The organism is Anaerococcus obesiensis, from assembly GCF_016599815.1.
Lineage (GTDB): Bacteria > Bacillota > Clostridia > Tissierellales > Peptoniphilaceae > Anaerococcus > Anaerococcus vaginalis.
In genome coordinates this window covers 88,987-107,314 of sequence record NZ_CP067016.1, presented here as the reverse complement: position 1 = coordinate 107,314, position 18,328 = coordinate 88,987, and the positions used below count along the sequence as shown (strand labels likewise).

Below are 18,328 nucleotides of genomic sequence, written 5' to 3'. Positions count from 1 at the left end.
GAGGGATTATGTTAGTACCTTTAATTTGGCAAAATGATTATATAAAATTAGACGAAGATTTAAAAACAATTACAGACAGATTATCAGAAACAGGATCACACGTAGAAAGTGTAAATTCTATTTCTGATAAACTTGATGGCCTTGTTGTAGGAAAAGTTTTAAAACAAGAAAAGCATCCAAATGCCGACAAATTATTTGTTCTTAAAATTGATGTTGGAGAAGAAATTACTATAGTAACTTCTGCAAAAAATACAAAAGAAGGCGACTATCTTATAGTAATTAAATCAGGAACAGAAATTAACGGACAAAAAATTGATGACCATGAATTTTTTGGAATTGTAAGCGAGGGCATGCTTACATCATACAAAGAAATTGGCTATGATGATTCTGTTATTGAAAAAAAATCAAAGGATGGAGTTATAGTTTTATCTGGAAAATTTGAACCAGGAACTCCTGCTGTTGAAGTTTTATTTTCAAATACTCCAGTAATTGAATATGAAATCACTCCAAATAGACCTGATTGTCTTTCAATTATTGGAATGGCAAGAGAATCTGCTGCATCTTTTGATAAAAAAATTACTTATCCATCATTAGAATACCCAACAGTTTCTGATAAAAAAGAAGATTACTTTAATGGGATTGAAATCAAATCAAAAAATTGTAAAAGATTTACAGGAAGAATTATTAAAAATGTAAAAGTTGGCGAATCTCCTCAATGGCTTAAAAATTGTTTGATGCTTGCTGGAATGAGACCTGTAAATAATGTTGTAGATATTACAAATTTTGTAATGCTTGAAACAGGTCAACCTCTTCATGCTTACGATCTTGAAACTTTACATGATAGAAAAATAATTGTAAGAGATGCTAATGAGGGAGAAATAATTAAAACCCTTGACGGAGAAGAAAGAAAATTAAATGAAGAAGTTTTGGTAATTTCTGATGGAAAAGAAGCAATTGGTCTTGCTGGAATTATGGGATCAATGGATAGTGAAATTACAGAAAATACAAAAACTATTCTTCTTGAATCAGCAAATTTCGATTCTGATAATATTAGAAAATCTTCTAAATTTTTAAATTTAAGAAGTGAGGCGTCATCAAGATTTGAAAAAGAAATTTCTGTAGAAAATGCAGACTTTGCATCAAAAAGAGTGATGAAACTTATAACTGATCTTGGAATTGGAGAAGTTTTAGAAGATCGTTTTGATGAGGGAATAAAAGAAAGTCCAGAAAATAAAGTAAAACTTAGAATCTCTAGATTAAATTCTTTAATTGGAAAAGATTTTTCAAAAGATGAGGCTGTTTCTTATTTAAAATCTTTGGAATTTGATATTGAAGATATTGATGATGACACAATTGAAGCAAATATTCCAAATTTCAGAATGGATATTTCAATTGAGGCAGATTTAATCGAAGAAGTTGCAAGACTTTATGGAATGGGAAAAGTTGAGTCAAAACCACTTTATTCATCTTTGCAAAGAGGAGAAAAAACTCCAATGAGATTATTGAAAGATGAATTGAAAAATAATTTATTTGGACAAAAATTCTCAGAAATTACAACCTATTCATTTATTTCTCCAAGAGATTATGATAAATTGTTGGTTGATGAAAATTCAAAATTAAGAGATTATATAAAAATTATAAATCCTTTGGGAGAAGATTATTCTGTAATGAGAACAACCCTTCTTTCAAATATGCTTGATACTTTTTATAAAAATATTTCCAAAAAACAAAATGATTTGAGATTTTATGAAATTGGAACTGCTTTTATTAAAGATGGAGTTGACCTTCCAGAAGAAAAACAATATTTGACCATGGGTCTTTATGGAGATTATTCTTTCTATGATTTGAAAGATTTCTTTATTAAAGCTATGGGTAAAACTGGTTTTTATGGATTCAGATTTGAAACTGAAGAAAATATAAGAACTTTCCACCCAGGAAGATGTGCAAATATTTATCTTGATGGAGAAAAAATTGGTATTATGGGACAAATTTCCTATGAAGTTATGGAAGAATTTAAAATCAAAAATCCAGCCTTGGCACTTGAAATTGATCTTTCTATGATAAAAGATAAAAAAATCGACCAAGTAAAATACAAGGCCCTTTCAAAATTCCCATCAATTTTACGTGATTATTCATTTACTTGTGATAGGAATGTAGAAAGTCAAATGATTGAAGATATAATTATTTCAAGAGCGAATGGTTTGGTAAGAAATATTGAAATTTTTGATATTTATACTGGAAGTCAAATTGATGAGGGACAAAAATCAATTTCTTACAAAGTTTCCTACGGTAAAAATGATGCTACATTAAAAGATGAAGAAGTAGAAAAAATTGAAAAAGAATTTTTAGAAGATTTAAGTAAGGGAAATATAAACTTGCGTAGTTAGGAGTTAAAGTGGCAGATAATAAAATTGTTGTTAATATTGCTGGCATGGACTACACTTTGATAAGTGATCAAGATGAAAATCAAATTGAACAAATAGCAGCTTATGTCGACAAAAAAATAAGAGAAATCGATAATGACAAGCTAACTCGTGAAAACCAATTGGTTTTGGCATCTTTAAATATTGCTGATGAAATGTATAAACTTTTGATTAAGCATAAAAATTTAAGAAAAGAAGCCGAAGAGCCAATCGAAAATTATCCAAAAATAAAAGAAGCCTATGAAGATTTGGAAGAAGAAAATCAACTTATAAAAGATGATTTTGAAAAATCCAAAAAAGATTTTATGGAATCTATGAAAAAAATCGATGAATTAAATTCTACAATCAATAGGTTAAATGATGAAATTGACAAAAAAAATAAAATAAATAAATCCAAAGATGAAAATCTTCAAAAATTAAGAGAAAATCTTATGTCTTTGCAAGAAGAAAATTTAGATTTACAAAAAGAAAATGAAGATTTGAAAAGAGATTTATAATGAAAGATGTTGAAATATTAGCTCCTGTTGGGAAAATGTCCATGCTTTATGCTGGACTTTCTGCAGGGGCTTGCAGTTTTTATTTGGCACTTGACGATTTTGGAGCAAGAGCCTACGCCAAAAATTTCTCGCTTAAAAATATTGAAGAAGTAATTGATTATGTTCATTTATTTGATAAGAAAGTTTTTATAACTATAAACACTCTTATTAAAGATGAAGAAATTGATAAGGCGATTTTTTATATTGAAAAACTTTTTGAATACGGAGCTGATGCGATTTTGATCCAAGATATTGGTCTATATTCTTTGGTTAAAGATATAAATGAAAATGCAAAGCACAAATTAGAATTTCATGCCTCGACGCAGATGGCGATAAAAGATTATGAGGGAGCAATTACTGCAAAAAAATTAGGTTTTGATAGGGTGGTTGTTGCAAGAGAAACTGAAATTGATGAGATAGAAAAAATTTGCAAAATAGATATTGATACAGAAGTTTTTGTTCATGGATCTCTTTGCGTTTCTTTTTCTGGAGAATGTTTGATGTCATCATATCTTGGAAAAAGATCTGCAAACAGGGGTAGGTGTGCAGGAATTTGTAGAAAAAAATATCAGCTTATAAATGATGGGAAAGTTTTGGGAGAAGATTACTATCTTTCAATGAAAGATTTATCAACCATAGATTTTACTGATGATTTAATAAAAGCTGGAGTCGATTCATTAAAAATTGAAGGACGAATGAAAACTGATGAATATGTCTACAATACTGTAAAAAATTATAGGCAAAAATTAGAGAAAAACTCTTATGATAAGGACCAATTAAGAGATATTTCAAATAGGTCCTACACAAACGGTTTTATATTTGGACAAAAATCATCCTATCTTGCCCTTGAAAATGAAAATAAACACAGAAAAATTGGCGAAGTTTATGAAAAAAATGGTAAGAGATTTTTTAAATCAAATTCAAATTTGATAAAAGAATCAATTCTTCAAGTTACAACTGAAAAAAATAGAAAACTTCCTTTGACCTTGACAGAGGATTTGAAAAAAAATCAAGAATTAGAATTAAAAGATTTCCCAGATGCAAAATTGAATTCAAATATTTATCTTCTTTCTTCAAAAATTTTAAAAGAAAATCTAGACCAAGGTCTAAATTATTACAAAAATTTGCCTTTAGACATAAAATTTGAAGTAAAGATTGGACAAAAGCCAAAAATTACCCTCAAATATAAAGATACAAAAATTTCTTATGAAGGAGAAAATTTGGTTGAAGAAGGAAAAAATATTTCTTTAACGAAAAAAGATATTTCAGAAAATCTTACAAAACTTGGAAATACAATTTATAAGGCTAATGAAGTTGAAATAAATATAGCACCAAATATATTTTTGAGAAAAAAAGATATAAATTCAATGAGAAGAAAAGCAATAGAAATTTTAAATGAAAAAAGACTTTCAATTTACAAAAATAAACCAGTTAAAATTGAAAAAAGAAAATTAAAAGATAAGAAAAATTATAAAAGAGAAAAAACTATAGAACTTTTGTCAAATGACATAGATATTTCTTTATTAAAAGATTTTGACAATATTTATTTGAGAAAATACGACAAAAAGTTTGGTGGGCTAAATATTTTCTATATTATGGATGCTGATAAAAAATATGACCTTGATTTTATTTCTTTTTTAAAAGAGAAAAATTTTAAGGGAGTAGTTTTTAATAATTATAAAGACTTTGTCCTAAAAGATGAACTTTTAAAAAATGGTTTTGAAATTAGGATCGGTAGATACTTAAATGTTTTTAATTCCTATGCTTTTGATTTTTACAGTAATTTTTCTTCAATGATTTCATCTTCAGTTGAAAATTCTTTTGAAAATATAAACAAAAATTCAAGAATTTATCCTACAGAAATTTTGGCATACGGTCCAATTGAGCTTATGAATATGCGCCATTGTCCGTTTTCTGCCATAAAAAAATGTGGGCTTGTTGGCTGTGAATCTTGTAAATTTTCAGATTCAAAAATAAAAGATGAAGACGGAAATCTTTTTGATATAAAAAGAAGGGATGGACTTTCTAGAATTTATTCCAATGAAAGTGCCAACATTGACCTTAAAAAAATTGAAAAATCAGTATCTTTATTGTATCTTGTAAGAGATGATGAAGATTTAAAAAATATAAGAAAAAATAAGATTAACAATCTTGGATATGACAGGGGTGTTATTTAATGCAGGAAAAAACCTTAGAAGTTTTGGAGTTTGGAAAAATTCTTGAAAAACTCCAAACTTATGCAAGAAGTGAACTTGTTAAAAAAGAAATTTCAAAAATAAAACCTAAAAATAATATAAAAGAAATAAAAGATGAACTTGAAAAAACCAAGGCCATGGAAGAGGTTCTTGTAGAAAATGGAAATATAGATATTTTTGGCCTTTACGATTTAAAAGAAATTATTGGCTATGTAAGAAAAAAAGGAATACTAGAACCCTTTGAGCTTTTAAAAGTTTTAGACCTACTTAGGGTTAGCAATTATTTGAAAGAATATGGGGAAAATATTGAAAATCCTTACATAAAAGACTTGTTTGATAGGATTTCAGTAAATGATTTTATAAAAGATGAAATCGAAAGGTCAATTATTTCAGAAGATGAAATAGCAGATAATGCCTCAGCAAATTTAAGGTCTATTAGAAAAAAAATAGGCAAAAAAGAAGCTGAAATTAAAAATAAATTGTCCTTTTATATTTCATCTCCAAAATTTGACGAATCTCTCCAAGATAAGGTTGTTTCAATTAGGGACGGAAGATATGTTCTTCCAGTAAAAACAAATAAAAAAGCAGTTTTAAATGGAATAATCCACGACAGATCCCAATCAGGAAATACACTTTTTATTGAACCAAATGCCATTGTAGAATTAAACAATGACCTTTCAAATTTGCAAATTGAAGAAAGTGATGAGATTAGAAGAATCTTAGATAGGCTTTCAAGATTTGTAGAAGGCTTTGACCAAGAAATTTTAGAAAACCAAAAATTAATTCAAAGAATAGATTTCTTACAAGCAAAGGTAAAATATTTTTTGGCACACGAATACACCATGCCAAAACTTACCGACAAAAAAATAATTAATTTAAAAAATGCCCGTCATCCACTTTTAAAAGGAAATGTTGTTCCGATAGATGTAAAAATTGGAGATGGATACAAGACATTAATAATTACAGGACCAAATACAGGAGGAAAAACTGTATCTCTTAAAACTGTTGGTCTTGTTTCTTTAATGGCTCAAGCAGGATTTTATATTCCTTGTGATGATAGTTTGGTAAATGTTTTTGATGATATATTTTTAGATATTGGTGATACCCAATCAATAGAGATGAGTCTTTCAACTTTTTCAGCGTCTTTAACAAATATTGTAAAAATAACAGAAAATGTCAGCGAAAATTCATTGGTTTTACTAGATGAGGTCGGAAGTGGAACAGATCCAACAGAAGGCGCTGCCCTTGCAATTTCTATTTTGGAATTTTTGAAAAATAAAAATGTAATGACCTTTGCAACAACCCATTATTCAGAATTAAAATACTATGCCTTAGAAAAAAAAGGGGTAATGAATGCAAGTGTTGAATTTGACCTTGAAACTCTATCGCCAACTTTCAAATTAATTATAGGAACACCTGGAAAATCAAATGCTTTTGAAATTTCGAAAAGACTAGGTTTAAATAAAGAAATATTAGCAAACGCACAATCAATTCTTTCTGAAGATAATAAAAATTTCAACACTATCCTTGAAGAGCTTGACCAAAATAAAAAAGAAATGGAAATAAAAAATCAAGAGATAGAAGACTATAAGAAAAAAATTAAAATAGCGAGAAATGATCTTTTGGCTCTTTCAGAAAAAATAAAAAAAGAAGAAAAAGAAATAATTGAAAAGGCAGAAGATAAGGCAAATAAAATTTTGGAAGATGCAAATATGGCAAGTCAAGAAATGCTAAAAATCGCCAAAAAATCAAAAAATGCCAATATTTCTGATATAGATAGGTCCTTAAATGATATTAGAAATAAATATAAATCTTCAAAGATTGACAGGCAAGAAGAAGTATTTAAAGAAAAATAAGCAAAAACGCTCCACAAAATTTAAAGGTTGGAGATACAGTTATAATTGCAGGCTTAAATGAAAAGGCTCAAGTAATTGAAAATCCCGACGAAAAGGGTAATATAAAAGTACAAATGGGTATTTTGAAAATGGATTCTAATATTAAAAATGTTACAAAAGTTAAGTCAGAAAATAAGACTAAAGAAAATACTAACAGAATTTATAAAGCGAAAAAAGCCATGCACATTTCACCAACTCTTGATTTGAGGGGGCAAAGATATGATGAAGCTTTGAGAAATTTTGATAAATACCTAGATGATGCTATGCTCTCAGGCCTTGACCAAGCAAAAATCATCCATGGCAAGGGGACTGGTGCTTTGAGAAATGGCATAAACGATTATTTAAAAAATAATAAAATGATCGACTCCTATAGACCTGGAAATGAAAAAGAAGGTGGATATGGAGTTACAATTGTAAAATTCAAATAATATTGGAGGAAATATGAAAGATTTTAAAGAATTAATAGCTAAAAATCTAGAAGAAAAAGACCTAGGCTTGGATTATGAGAAAATTTATGATTTAATTGAAATTCCACCTCAAGAAAATATGGGAGATTTTGCTTTCCCTTGTTTTACATTGGCAAAAACTATGAGAAAAAATCCTAAACTTATAGCAGAAGAAGTTGCAAGTAGTTTAGAAATTGATGGCGTTGAAAAAATTGTAAATGAAAATGCTTATGTAAACTTTTATCTAGATAGACAAAAAGTAACAAACGATGTAATTAATGAAGTTATAGAAAAAGAAGATGACTATGGTAAAAGTGATATGGGTAAGGGAATCAACGAGCTTGTTGAGTTCTCATCTGTAAATATTGCTAAGCCTTTCCATATTGGTCACATTAGATCAACAGTAATTGGAGATGTTATTAGAAATATTTATGAATATCTTGGATATAATGTAACAGCTTCAAACTATATTGGAGATTATGGTACACAATTTGGTGTAATGATTGCAGCTTACAAACTTTGGGGAGATAAAGAAGCAATCGACAAAGACCCTATCAATGAACTTTTAAATTTATATGTAAGATATACAAAAGAAGAAGAAGATAACGAAGAATATCAAGAAAAAGCTAGACAAGAATTTAAAAATCTTGAAGATGGCGAAGAAGAAGCTATGAGATTATGGCAATGGTTTAAAGACTTATCTTTGAGAGAATTTGATAGAGTTTACGGAATGCTTGATATAAAATATGATAACTATCACGGAGAAAGTTACCATTCACAATGGATGCCAGCAGCCCTTGAAGAATTAAAAGAAAAAAATCTTTTAGTAGAATCTGATGGAGCTTATATTGTAGATTTGAGCGAATTTAATTTGCCACCATCAATGTTAATTAAATCAAATGGTTCATCAGCATATATTACAAGAGACGTTGCTACAGCACTTTATAGACATAGAACTTACGGACTAGATAAAAATATATATATTGTAGGAAGCCAACAAAAATTACATTTCCAACAATTAAAGAAAATTTTATACTTAATGGGACACGAAGATGTAAGCGAAGAAGTTTTACACGTACAATTTGGTATGGTTTCACTAAAAGACCAAGTTCTTTCAACAAGAAAAGGTCACGTTGTTTTCTTAGAAGATGTTTTAAATAAAACAATCGAAAAAACATATTCAATAATGAAAGATAGAGATAACCAAATTGAAAATCTAGATGAGGCAGCAAAAATTGTAGGTATTGGTGCAGTTAAATTCCAAGAATTATACAATTCAAGAATCAAAGACTATGTATTTGATTGGGATGAATTATTAAACTTCGAAGGAGAAACAGGCCCATACGTACACTACACTTATGCAAGAGCAAAATCTGTATTAAGAAAAGCTGGAAAAGAAGAATTTGAACAAATGAATTTTGAAAAATTAAATACAGATGAAGAATATAGTTTGATTAAAGCATTAGAAAGTTTCCAAGACGCAATAATACTTGCTAAAAATAGACTTGAACCATCAGTAGTTGCAAGAAAAGTAATGGAAGTTGCTCAAAAATTCAATAAATTCTACAATTCTACACAAATCTTGGTAGATGATGAAAAATTAAAAGAAGAAAGACTTGCCCTAACTAAAGCTACATCAATTGTAATTAAAAATGGTTTAGGAATATTGGGAATCAAAACAGTGGAACAAATGTAATGAGTGAAAGAATTATAGATTTTTTAGAATGTTCTAAATACGCATTTTCAGAAAGTGTAAAAAAAATAAAAAAATCCTATATTCTTTTCATATCTTTGGTAGTTAGGTCGATATTTGAAGGCATGAAGGGTTTATCAATTTTAAACTCTTCATACCTATCATCATTAATAAATTATTTTATAGAAATATTAATTTTGTGTTTTGTTGCTCAAGCCTTAAGATCAATTGTTCTTTACAATAATACAGGCAAAAAATCCATAGAAAATTCCATATCGAATTTTTTCTATTTAATAATGGCAGCAATGTTTTCAATTTATATAATTGAGCTTATATTTGATAATTTATTGAGTGGACTTGATCCTGCAATTTCTAATTTGCTTAAAATTTTATTTAAATTATTTACATCAGCTGTAATAGAGCTTGTCTATATAGATAGCGTTTATGGATTTAGTATACTTATAGACTCATTTAATTTTGTAAAAAACAATTTTTTTGTTTGGGGAATTTATGCCCTAATATTTATTTTGATAGATTCATTTTTGATAAATAAGATTGTAGTAAACACATCAGCATTTGCAAATGAATTTATATATGTAATATTGCTTGCCCTTTGGGATACAATATCTTTATTATTTAAAGGACATTTATTCAAAACATTATCAAATCATTCCTACAGACAAAGAAAATTTATGAGAGGATAAGATGGCAAAAATTGACCAATATTTTTTGAATTTTACAGATAAGCTTGGCTATATTGACCTAAAAAAAGAATCATCATACGATTTATTAAACAAAACTCCACTAGCTCTTTACACAGAAGACTTATCAGAAAATGTAATAAATGGAGAATTTGAAAATAAAATAAATCTAGATATAATTTTAGACGGCTTAATAATGAACCTTGCCATAGATAAGGATTTTAAATACAAAGATACCTATATAAAAATAATAGAAAATTATATAAAAAATATAGGAGCCTACGCCACACAAAAGGCCCTAAAAAATTTGGAAAACAAAACAGAAAAATCCTTGCTTTTATTGAGAGGAGCTTATATAATAAATCCATTTGATAAATATAATGCCTATAATTATGCAAGAATTTTGTGGCCAAAAGCCTACGAAGATACAGAATACAAGGACGAATTTATCAAAGAATCCCTTAGAATTTTGCAAGATATAATAAGCCAAGACGAAGATTTTCCACTTTCATATTATGAATTAGGAAATATATATGCAAATCTTGGAGAATATATAAAAGCAAGATCCTATTATGAAAATGCTCTACAAAGAACAAAAGACATAGAAGCCCAAAACGAAATAAGAGATAAAATCAAAATGATTTTTGACAATGCCGAAATTGAAGAAGGACTATATTATATAGGAAAAGGAAACTTCGACAAAGCAATACAAATTCTAACAAGGCTTTTATCAAAAACAAAAAGAGCAGACGCTTATTATTATTTAGGAGTGGCCTATCAAAATATAGGACAATACGAAAATTCCATCCTAGCCTTTGAAAATTCCCTAGAAAAAGGCGGAGAATTTAGAGAGCTTTATAACGATTACTCAATAAGCTTATACGCAACAGAAAAACCAATAGATGCAATAGAAATAATAAATCAAGGATTAAAAAAATACCCAGAAGATCCAAGAATGATCTACAATAGGTTGCAAATAAATTTATCACTAAATAATATCAACAAAGCCAAAGAAGATATAGAAAATTTAGAAAGCTATGACGACCTTAGCGACGAATTATCAACAAACTTACAAATAATTAAAGAACAATATAAAATAAATTAATCTCAAATTAAATTTTGAGATTTTTTTATTGCAGTTGAATAAAAATAGAAAAAAAGTATGTTTATAATGTAATAACGTTTACTTTTATAGGAGGAAATTATGAAAATAATTGAAACAAAAAATGCTCCAGGAGCAGTAGGAGCATATTCACAAGGAATAGCATCAAACGGATTTGTATATTCATCAGGACAACTACCATTAGTACCAGAAACAGGTGAATTAATTTCAGATGACGTTAAAAAAGCAACAAGACAATCATTAGAAAATGTAAAAGCTATCGTAGAAGCAGGTGGCTCATCAGTAGAAAAAATTGTAAAAGTAAATATTTTCTTAGATGACGTAAACGACTTTGCAGCAGTAAACGAAGCTTATGCAGAATTTTTTGGAGATCATAAACCAGCAAGAAGCTGCGTAGAAGTTGGAAAACTTCCAAAAAATGGATTATTAGAAATTGAAGCAATAGCAGAAATCTAATAAATTAAGAAAAAAATATTTGACAATAGAAAAAAATAATAATATACTAATATAGCTGTTAACCAACAGCTATATTTTTTTTATCACGTTTAAAAAAGCAAGAAAAAAAGTCTTGACAAGAAAAATAAACGCGATATAATAAAAAAGTCGACATCAAAAAAAGCAGTCGAGAAAAGTAAAAAAGCACAAAAAAAGAAAGAAAAAACTTGACAAGCGAAAATAAAGATGGTAGACTAAAATAGTCAGTTAAAACTGGCGAATGAACCTTTAAAACAAAATAAAACTACAAAGTTAATACTTTGAGACAAACGAAAAATGACAGAAGTCAAGATCAAACAATAATTGAGAGTTTGATCCTGGCTCAGGATAAACGCTGGCGGCGTGCATAACACATGCAAGTCGAACGATGAAACTTAGCTGATTTCTTCGGAATGAAATTAAGTGGATTAGTGGCGAACGGGTGAGTAACACGTGAGTAACCTGCCTTACACAAGGGGATAGCCTTTGGAAACGAAGAATAATACCCTATAAAGTCAAAATATCGCATGATAAAATGACCAAAGATTTATCGGTGTAAGATGGACTTGCGTCTGATTAGCTAGTTGGTGAGATAAAAGCCCACCAAGGCGACGATCAGTAGCCGGCTTGAGAGAGTGTACGGCCACATTGGGACTGAGACACGGCCCAAACTCCTACGGGAGGCAGCAGTGGGGAATTTTGCACAATGGGGGAAACCCTGATGCAGCGACGCCGCGTGATTTAGAAGGCCTTCGGGTTGTAAAAATCTTTTTTATGGGATGAAAATGACAGTACCATAAGAATAAGGTCCGGCTAAATACGTGCCAGCAGCCGCGGTAATACGTATGGACCGAGCGTTGTCCGGAATCATTGGGCGTAAAGGGTACGTAGGCGGCCTAGTAAGTTAGAAGTGAAATAATATAGCTCAACTATATAAAGCTTTTAAAACTGTTAGGCTTGAGAGATGAAAGGGAAAGTGGAATTCCTAGTGTAGCGGTGAAATGCGCAGATATTAGGAAGAATACCGGTGGCGAAGGCGACTTTCTGGTCATCATCTGACGCTGAGGTACGAAAGCGTGGGTAGCAAACAGGATTAGATACCCTGGTAGTCCACGCTGTAAACGATGAGTGTTAGGTTCTTGGAATAATCTGGGAGCCGCAGCTAACGCATTAAACACTCCGCCTGGGGAGTACGCACGCAAGTGTGAAACTCAAAGGAATTGACGGGGACCCGCACAAGCAGCGGAGCATGTGGTTTAATTCGACGCAACGCGAAGAACCTTACCAAGTCTTGACATAATACGGAGGGAATTAGAGATAATTTTCTATGACTTCGGTCTACTGTATTACAGGTGGTGCATGGTTGTCGTCAGCTCGTGTCGTGAGATGTTGGGTTAAGTCCCATAACGAGCGCAACCCCTATCGTTAGTTACCATCATTAAGTTGGGGACTCTAGCGATACTGCCGGTGATAAACCGGAGGAAGGTGGGGACGACGTCAAATCATCATGCCCTTTATGACTTGGGCTACACACGTGCTACAATGGCAGATACAGAGGGCAGCGAAAGAGCGATCTGAAGCGAAACTCACAAAGTCTGTCCCAGTTCGGATTGTACTCTGCAACTCGAGTACATGAAGTTGGAGTTGCTAGTAATCGCGAATCAGAATGTCGCGGTGAATGCGTTCCCGGGTCTTGTACACACCGCCCGTCACACCATGGGAGTTGGCAATACCCGAAGCCTGTGAGCGAACCAATTGGACGCAGCAGTCGAAGGTAGGGTCAGTAACTGGGGTGAAGTCGTAACAAGGTAGCCGTATCGGAAGGTGCGGCTGGATCACCTCCTTTCTAAGAGAAAAAAGTCGGTACGCTGACTTTTACCAAAGAAAATTTAAAAAAACATTGTTTGGAACAAAGAAAACTTTGTAGTAAATTTTTAAAGGTTACATGGGGGTGTAGCTCAGTTGGGAGAGCACCTGCCTTGCACGCAGGGGGTCAAGAGTTCGAATCTCTTCATCTCCACCAAGCCCATAATCGAGGGGTGGAAGATTTCAAAGAAATCTTTCATAATTTTTCAAAGTTTTCGAAGAAAACGAGAAAAATTACGGTAGGTTACAGTAACTAACCAAAGAAAAACTCGAACAGGGCATAAATGCGATGATTTTTGAAAAATCAAAAATCCCTGCATAAGGAATTTCATCAGCTCATAAATTCGCTGTGACAATTCCATTAGAACCTAATAAAATTAAATAGCTATAAATATTTCCAGTCAAGAAAGCAAGGGCACAAGGTGGATGCCTTGGCACATGAAGGCGAAAAAGGACGTAAGTGAACGAAAACTAGGGTAAGCTCACAAAAAGCATTGACCCCTAGGTCTCCGAATGGGGCAACCCGGTTGTGGAAGACACAATCATTACTAAGTGAATACATAGCTTAGTAAGGCGAAACCCTGCGAACTGAAACATCTAAGTAGCAGGAGGAAAAGAAAGAAACATCGATTTTCTAAGTAGCGGCGAGCGAAAGGAAAAGAGCCTAACTCAATAGCGATTTGTTAAAGTTAGTCAAATTATCTGAAAAGATAAACCAAAGAAAGTGAAAGTCTTGTAGACGAAAACATTAATAAACGAGAGGGAAAGTATCACCGGGCACGAGTAACCCGGTGTGAAGATAGGGGGCCCATCCCCTAAGGCTAAATACTAACATGTGACCGATAGTGAACAAGTACCGTGAGGGAAAGGTGAAAAGAACCCCGAAAGGGGAGTGAAATAGAACCTGAAACCTAGTGCCTACAAGCAGACAGAGCGTGAACGAACGTGATGTCGTACCTTTTGTAGAATGGGCCAGCGAGTTATTCTAAATTGCAAGGTTAATGATTTAAGATCAGAAGCCGCAGCGAAAGCGAGTCTTAATAGGGCGGAAGTAAGTTAGAATAGACCCGAAACCGGGTGATCTATCCATGGTCAGAGTGAAGTTGAAGTAAAATTCAATGGAGGCTCGAACCGGGTGCGGTTTAAAACGCATCGGATGAACTGTGGATAGGGGCGAAAAACCAAACGAACCCGGAGATAGCTGGTTCTCCTCGAAATAGCTTTAGGGCTAGCCTCTGACCTAAGATTTTAGGAGGTAGAGCACTGAATGGTCTAGGGCGGATTACCGTACCAAAACCTATCAAACTCCGAATGCCAAAAAATCAAGTCAGGGAGTCAGACTTAGGGGATAAGCTTCTAAGTCGAAAGGGAAACAGCCCAGACCGACAGCTAAGGTCCCAAAATTTGAATTAAGTGGAAAAGGATGTGAATCTACTAAGACAACCAGGACGTTGGCTTAGAAGCAGCCATGCATTTAAAGAATGCGTAATAGCTCACTGGTCAAGTGGGTTTGCGCCGAAAATGAACGGGGCTCAAATTCAATACCGAAGCTTCGGATTAATAGAGGGATTAAGTTTACAAATGAGACTAGGAAATATTTAACAAAAACAGAAGAGATTAAAAAGAAAAACAAATTTCAGACGCAGACATAAAGATAGGATATTAAAGAAAAATATTCAAAAAAACACAAGTCTAAAGTCAAAAGTGAGTAACATAAGAAATTATGAACTAACAATCACTGGTTAAGAGTTAAAAACTAGGACTCATAGCTAAACTTAATACCTCTATTAGTGGTAGAGGAGCATTGTATTAGAGACGAAGCCAAGGCGAAAGCAAAAGTGGATCTAATACAAGAGAGAATGCTGGCATGAGTAGCGAGAAGGGATGTGAGAATCATCCCCGTCGAAACCCTAAGGACTCCTGAGCAAGGCTCGTCCCCTCAGGGAAAGTCGGGACCTAAGCCAAGGCCGAAAGGCGTAGGCGATGGATAACAGGTTTATATTCCTGTACCGCTTGAAGTCGTTAAGAGAGAAGTGATGACGCAAAAGGATAAGCAAAGCCATCAGATGGAAAAGATGGTCTAAAGCCGTAGGAAGAAAAGTAGGCAAATCCGCTTTTCAAAATTCTAAAAGCCGATAGGTATCGAAAACATAAGTAGAGAAGTTGCCGATTCCAGGTTGCCAAGAAAAGTCACTATCCAGACCAAAGCGCCCGTACCAAAACCGACACAGGTAGGGAGGTAGAGAATACCAAGACGCGCGGAAGAACCTTTGTTAAGGAACTCGGCAAAATGTCCCCGTAACTTCGGGAGAAGGGGAGCCTGAGCAATCAGGCCACAGAAACCAGGCCCAAGCGACTGTTTACCAAAAACACAAGTTTCTGCAAAATCGCAAGATGAAGTATAGGAGCTGACACCTGCCCGGTGCTGGAAGGTTAAGGGGAAGGCTTAGAGCAATCGAAGGCTAGAACTTAAGCCCCAGTAAACGGCGGCCGTAACTATAACGGTCCTAAGGTAGCGAAATTCCTTGTCGGGTAAGTTCCGACCCGCACGAAAGGTGTAACGATTTGGGCACTGTCTCAACAAAGGATCCGGTGAAATTGTAGTAGTCGTGAAGATGCGACTTACCCACGCTAGGACGGAAAGACCCCGTGGAGCTTTACTGTAGGCTGATATTGGATTTTGAGATTAAATGTACAGGATAGTTGGGAGACTGAGATATCTGGATGCCAATCTAGGAGGAGTCACTGGTGGGATACCAACCTTTTAATATCAAAGTTCTAACCATAGCCCTTGAATCAGGGCATGGGACATTGTCAGTTGGGCAGTTTGACTGGGGCGGTCGCCTCCTAAAAAGTAACGGAGGCGTTCAAAGGTTCGCTCAGAATGGACGGAAACCATTCGCAGAGTATAAAGGCAGAAGCGAGCTTAACTGCGAGAGCTACAACTCAAGCAGAGTCGAAAGACGGACTTAGTGATCCGGTGGTACCGCATGGAAGGGCCATCGCTCAACGGATAAAAGCTACCCCGGGGATAACAGGCTTATCTCCCCCAAGAGTCCACATCGACGGGGAGGTTTGGCACCTCGATGTCGGCTCGTCTCATCCTGGGGCTGGAGTAGGTCCCAAGGGTTGGGCTGTTCGCCCATTAAAGAGGCACGCGAGCTGGGTTCAGAACGTCGTGAGACAGTTCGGTCCCTATCCAGCGTGGGCGTAAGAAATTTGAGAGGAGCTGTCCTTAGTACGAGAGGACCGGGATGGACGCACCAATGGTGTACGAGTTGTTAGGCCACTAGCATGGCTCGGTAGCTAAGTGCGGGAATGATAAGTACTGAAAGCATCTAAGTACGAAGCATGCCTCAAGATAAGATTTCTCAGAGTAGGTAAAGAAAATACCTTAGATAGGTCCAAGGTGTAAGTGCAGTAATGTATTAAGCTAATGGATACTAAACTTTAAATCTTGACTGGAAATATTTATAGCTATTGATTAAAAGGGTTAAAAAGTTCGTCGGCTTGTTGACAAAGTTGCAAGCAACTTTGAAACACCGCGACATCTGACCTACCAACAATTTGTTACACAAATTGGGTTAGGATCATAATATGGTGACGATGGCAGAAGGGATACACCTGTTCCCATACCGAACACAGAAGTTAAGCCTTCTAACGCCGATGGTACTCGGAGGGAGACCTCCCGGGAGACTAGGAAGTTGCCAAACTTATAAAAATATCTTCTATTTTTAATAATAGAAGGTATTTATATAAGATTTTTTTATTTAGAGTGCTTAGGTAGCTCAATGGTGGAGCACCCGGCTGTTAACCGGTAGGTTGTGGGTTCGAGCCCCACCCTGAGCGCCAATGTTTCTTTAAATAGATATAGCTTCAAGTAGCTCATAACTTAGCATTTATTATAGCGCGGGATGGAGCAGCTTGGTGGCTCGTCGGGCTCATAACCCGGAGGTCGTAGGTTCAAATCCTACTCCCGCAACCATGTGGCGAAGTAGCTCAGTTGGCTAGAGCATTCGGTTCATACCCGGAGTGTCAAGAGTTCAAGTCTCTTCTTCGCTACCATTTTTTTATAAGCTCTTAGCTTATTAACCAGCATGGAGCTTTTAGGCTCCATGGTCAAGTGGTTAAGACACCAGCCTCTCACGCTGGTATCCCGGGTTCAAATCCCGGTGGAGTCACCACTTATATTTTTTTATAATTTTATGGCCCTATGGTCAAGCGGTTTATGATCCTAACCCAATTTATGAAATAAATTGATGGTAGGTCAGATGTCGCGGTGTTTCAAAGTTTTTTGCAACTTTGTCAACAAGCTGACTAAGACATTTGTAGCTTGCTGCAAGTTAAAAAAAAGTATGTTTAATGAATATAATAATGATTGAGGCCCTATGGTCAAGCGGTTAAGACATCGCCCTTTCACGGCGGTATCCCGGGTTCAAATCCCGGTAGGGTCACCAAATGGAAGTATAGCTCAGTTGGGAGAGCATCTGCCTTACAAGCAGGGGGTCACAGGTTCGAGCCCTGTTACTTCCACCATAATATTTTTAATATTAGGCTATTTTAATTATGGCTTAGTAGTTCAGCTGGTTAGAATGCCGCCCTGTCACGGCGGAGGTCGTGGGTTCGAGTCCCATCTAAGTCGCCAGATATTTGTCCTTTTAATTTAGGACTTGGATTTCAATTGAAATCCATTTTGCTGATGTAGCTCAATTGGTAGAGCAATTGATTTGTAATCAATAGGTTGTAGGTTCAAGTCCTATCATCAGCTCCATATTAAGGTTTTCCTTTATATTATAAATTTTAACGTTTATTAAAAATAAAAATAGGAATTGGGTGCTTGCTAATTTAATAATTTATTTTAGCTTTCACTTTGTTATTTCCTTTTATATTATTTGCGGAAGTGGCTCAGTGGTAGAGTATCGCCTTGCCAAGGCGAGGGTCGCGGGTTCGAATCCCGTCTTCCGCTCCAATTTTAT

At 34.0% G+C, this 18,328-nt stretch carries 7 protein-coding genes, 10 tRNA genes, 3 rRNA genes and 1 pseudogene; all 21 read left to right on the top strand.

Features of this window, described 5'->3' with window-relative positions; all coding sequences use genetic code 11:
- The first annotated feature begins 8 nt into the window (after window positions 1–8).
- The 21 genes and pseudogenes from pheT to I6H46_RS00445 all read left to right on the top strand — a co-directional run bounded on the left by pheT (window position 9) and on the right by I6H46_RS00445 (window position 18,321).
- Complete coding sequence (pheT, locus tag I6H46_RS00545) at window positions 9–2,387, top strand: phenylalanine--tRNA ligase subunit beta (protein ID WP_019118309.1); 2,379 nt, start codon at window positions 9–11, stop codon at window positions 2,385–2,387.
- A gap of 8 nt (window positions 2,388–2,395) precedes the next feature.
- Window positions 2,396–2,920, top strand: coding sequence for a cell division protein ZapA (gene zapA / locus I6H46_RS00540; RefSeq protein ID WP_019118308.1), 525 nt, complete (start codon window positions 2,396–2,398; stop codon window positions 2,918–2,920).
- A complete protein-coding gene (locus I6H46_RS00535) occupies window positions 2,920–5,136 on the top strand; it encodes a peptidase U32 family protein (protein WP_200225898.1) in 2,217 nt (738 codons plus the stop codon). Before zapA ends, I6H46_RS00535 begins: the two co-directional genes overlap by 1 nt.
- Window positions 5,136–7,477: pseudogene (locus I6H46_RS00530) on the top strand (endonuclease MutS2). Before I6H46_RS00535 ends, I6H46_RS00530 begins: the two are co-directional and overlap by 1 nt.
- Window positions 7,478–7,490: 13 nt before the next feature.
- Window positions 7,491–9,191 carry an arginine--tRNA ligase gene (gene argS, locus I6H46_RS00525; protein ID WP_200225896.1) on the top strand — a complete coding sequence of 567 codons (1,701 nt, stop codon included), beginning with the start codon at window positions 7,491–7,493 and terminating at the stop codon, window positions 9,189–9,191.
- Window positions 9,191–9,892 carry a hypothetical protein gene (locus I6H46_RS00520; protein ID WP_004839175.1) on the top strand — a complete coding sequence of 234 codons (702 nt, stop codon included), beginning with the start codon at window positions 9,191–9,193 and terminating at the stop codon, window positions 9,890–9,892. The genes argS and I6H46_RS00520 overlap by 1 nt, the downstream gene beginning before the upstream one ends.
- Before the next feature lies 1 nt (window position 9,893).
- Entirely contained in the window at window positions 9,894–10,994 is a 1,101-nt protein-coding gene (locus tag I6H46_RS00515; protein ID WP_019118304.1) for a tetratricopeptide repeat protein, read from the top strand.
- Between the two features lie 99 nt (window positions 10,995–11,093).
- Entirely contained in the window at window positions 11,094–11,468 is a 375-nt protein-coding gene (locus I6H46_RS00510; protein WP_019118303.1) for a RidA family protein, read from the top strand.
- A 338-nt stretch (window positions 11,469–11,806) separates the two neighbouring features.
- Window positions 11,807–13,332 (top strand): 16S ribosomal RNA (locus tag I6H46_RS00505).
- 101 nt (window positions 13,333–13,433) lie between these two features.
- Window positions 13,434–13,509 (top strand) — tRNA-Ala (locus I6H46_RS00500).
- Window positions 13,510–13,751: 242 nt separating this feature from the next.
- A 23S ribosomal RNA gene (locus tag I6H46_RS00495) occupies window positions 13,752–16,817 on the top strand.
- A 131-nt stretch (window positions 16,818–16,948) separates the two neighbouring features.
- A 5S ribosomal RNA gene (gene rrf, locus I6H46_RS00490) occupies window positions 16,949–17,065 on the top strand.
- The 16S, 23S and 5S rRNA genes sit together here with 10 tRNA genes alongside, the layout of an rRNA operon.
- Before the next feature lie 64 nt (window positions 17,066–17,129).
- Window positions 17,130–17,204, top strand: a tRNA-Asn gene (locus I6H46_RS00485).
- Between the two features lie 56 nt (window positions 17,205–17,260).
- A tRNA-Met gene (locus I6H46_RS00480) sits at window positions 17,261–17,337 on the top strand.
- Window positions 17,338–17,340: 3 nt separating this feature from the next.
- Window positions 17,341–17,417 (top strand) — tRNA-Met (locus tag I6H46_RS00475).
- A gap of 44 nt (window positions 17,418–17,461) precedes the next feature.
- Window positions 17,462–17,536 (top strand) — tRNA-Glu (locus I6H46_RS00470).
- Window positions 17,537–17,734: 198 nt separating this feature from the next.
- A tRNA-Glu gene (locus tag I6H46_RS00465) sits at window positions 17,735–17,809 on the top strand.
- A 3-nt stretch (window positions 17,810–17,812) separates the two neighbouring features.
- Window positions 17,813–17,888 (top strand) — tRNA-Val (locus I6H46_RS00460).
- Between the two features lie 32 nt (window positions 17,889–17,920).
- Window positions 17,921–17,997 (top strand) — tRNA-Asp (locus I6H46_RS00455).
- Window positions 17,998–18,047: 50 nt separating this feature from the next.
- Window positions 18,048–18,123 (top strand) — tRNA-Thr (locus I6H46_RS00450).
- A gap of 123 nt (window positions 18,124–18,246) precedes the next feature.
- A tRNA-Gly gene (locus tag I6H46_RS00445) sits at window positions 18,247–18,321 on the top strand.
- Window positions 18,322–18,328 lie beyond the last annotated feature (7 nt).

Coding starts and splice junctions, on each gene's coding strand:
- I6H46_RS00515 (WP_019118304.1), top strand. CDS start 9,894: ATGGCAAAAATTGACCAATATTTTTTGAATTTTACAGATAAGCTTGGC.
- pheT (WP_019118309.1), top strand. CDS start 9: ATGTTAGTACCTTTAATTTGGCAAAATGATTATATAAAATTAGACGAA.
- I6H46_RS00520 (WP_004839175.1), top strand. CDS start 9,191: ATGAGTGAAAGAATTATAGATTTTTTAGAATGTTCTAAATACGCATTT.
- argS (WP_200225896.1), top strand. CDS start 7,491: ATGAAAGATTTTAAAGAATTAATAGCTAAAAATCTAGAAGAAAAAGAC.
- I6H46_RS00510 (WP_019118303.1), top strand. CDS start 11,094: ATGAAAATAATTGAAACAAAAAATGCTCCAGGAGCAGTAGGAGCATAT.
- I6H46_RS00535 (WP_200225898.1), top strand. CDS start 2,920: ATGAAAGATGTTGAAATATTAGCTCCTGTTGGGAAAATGTCCATGCTT.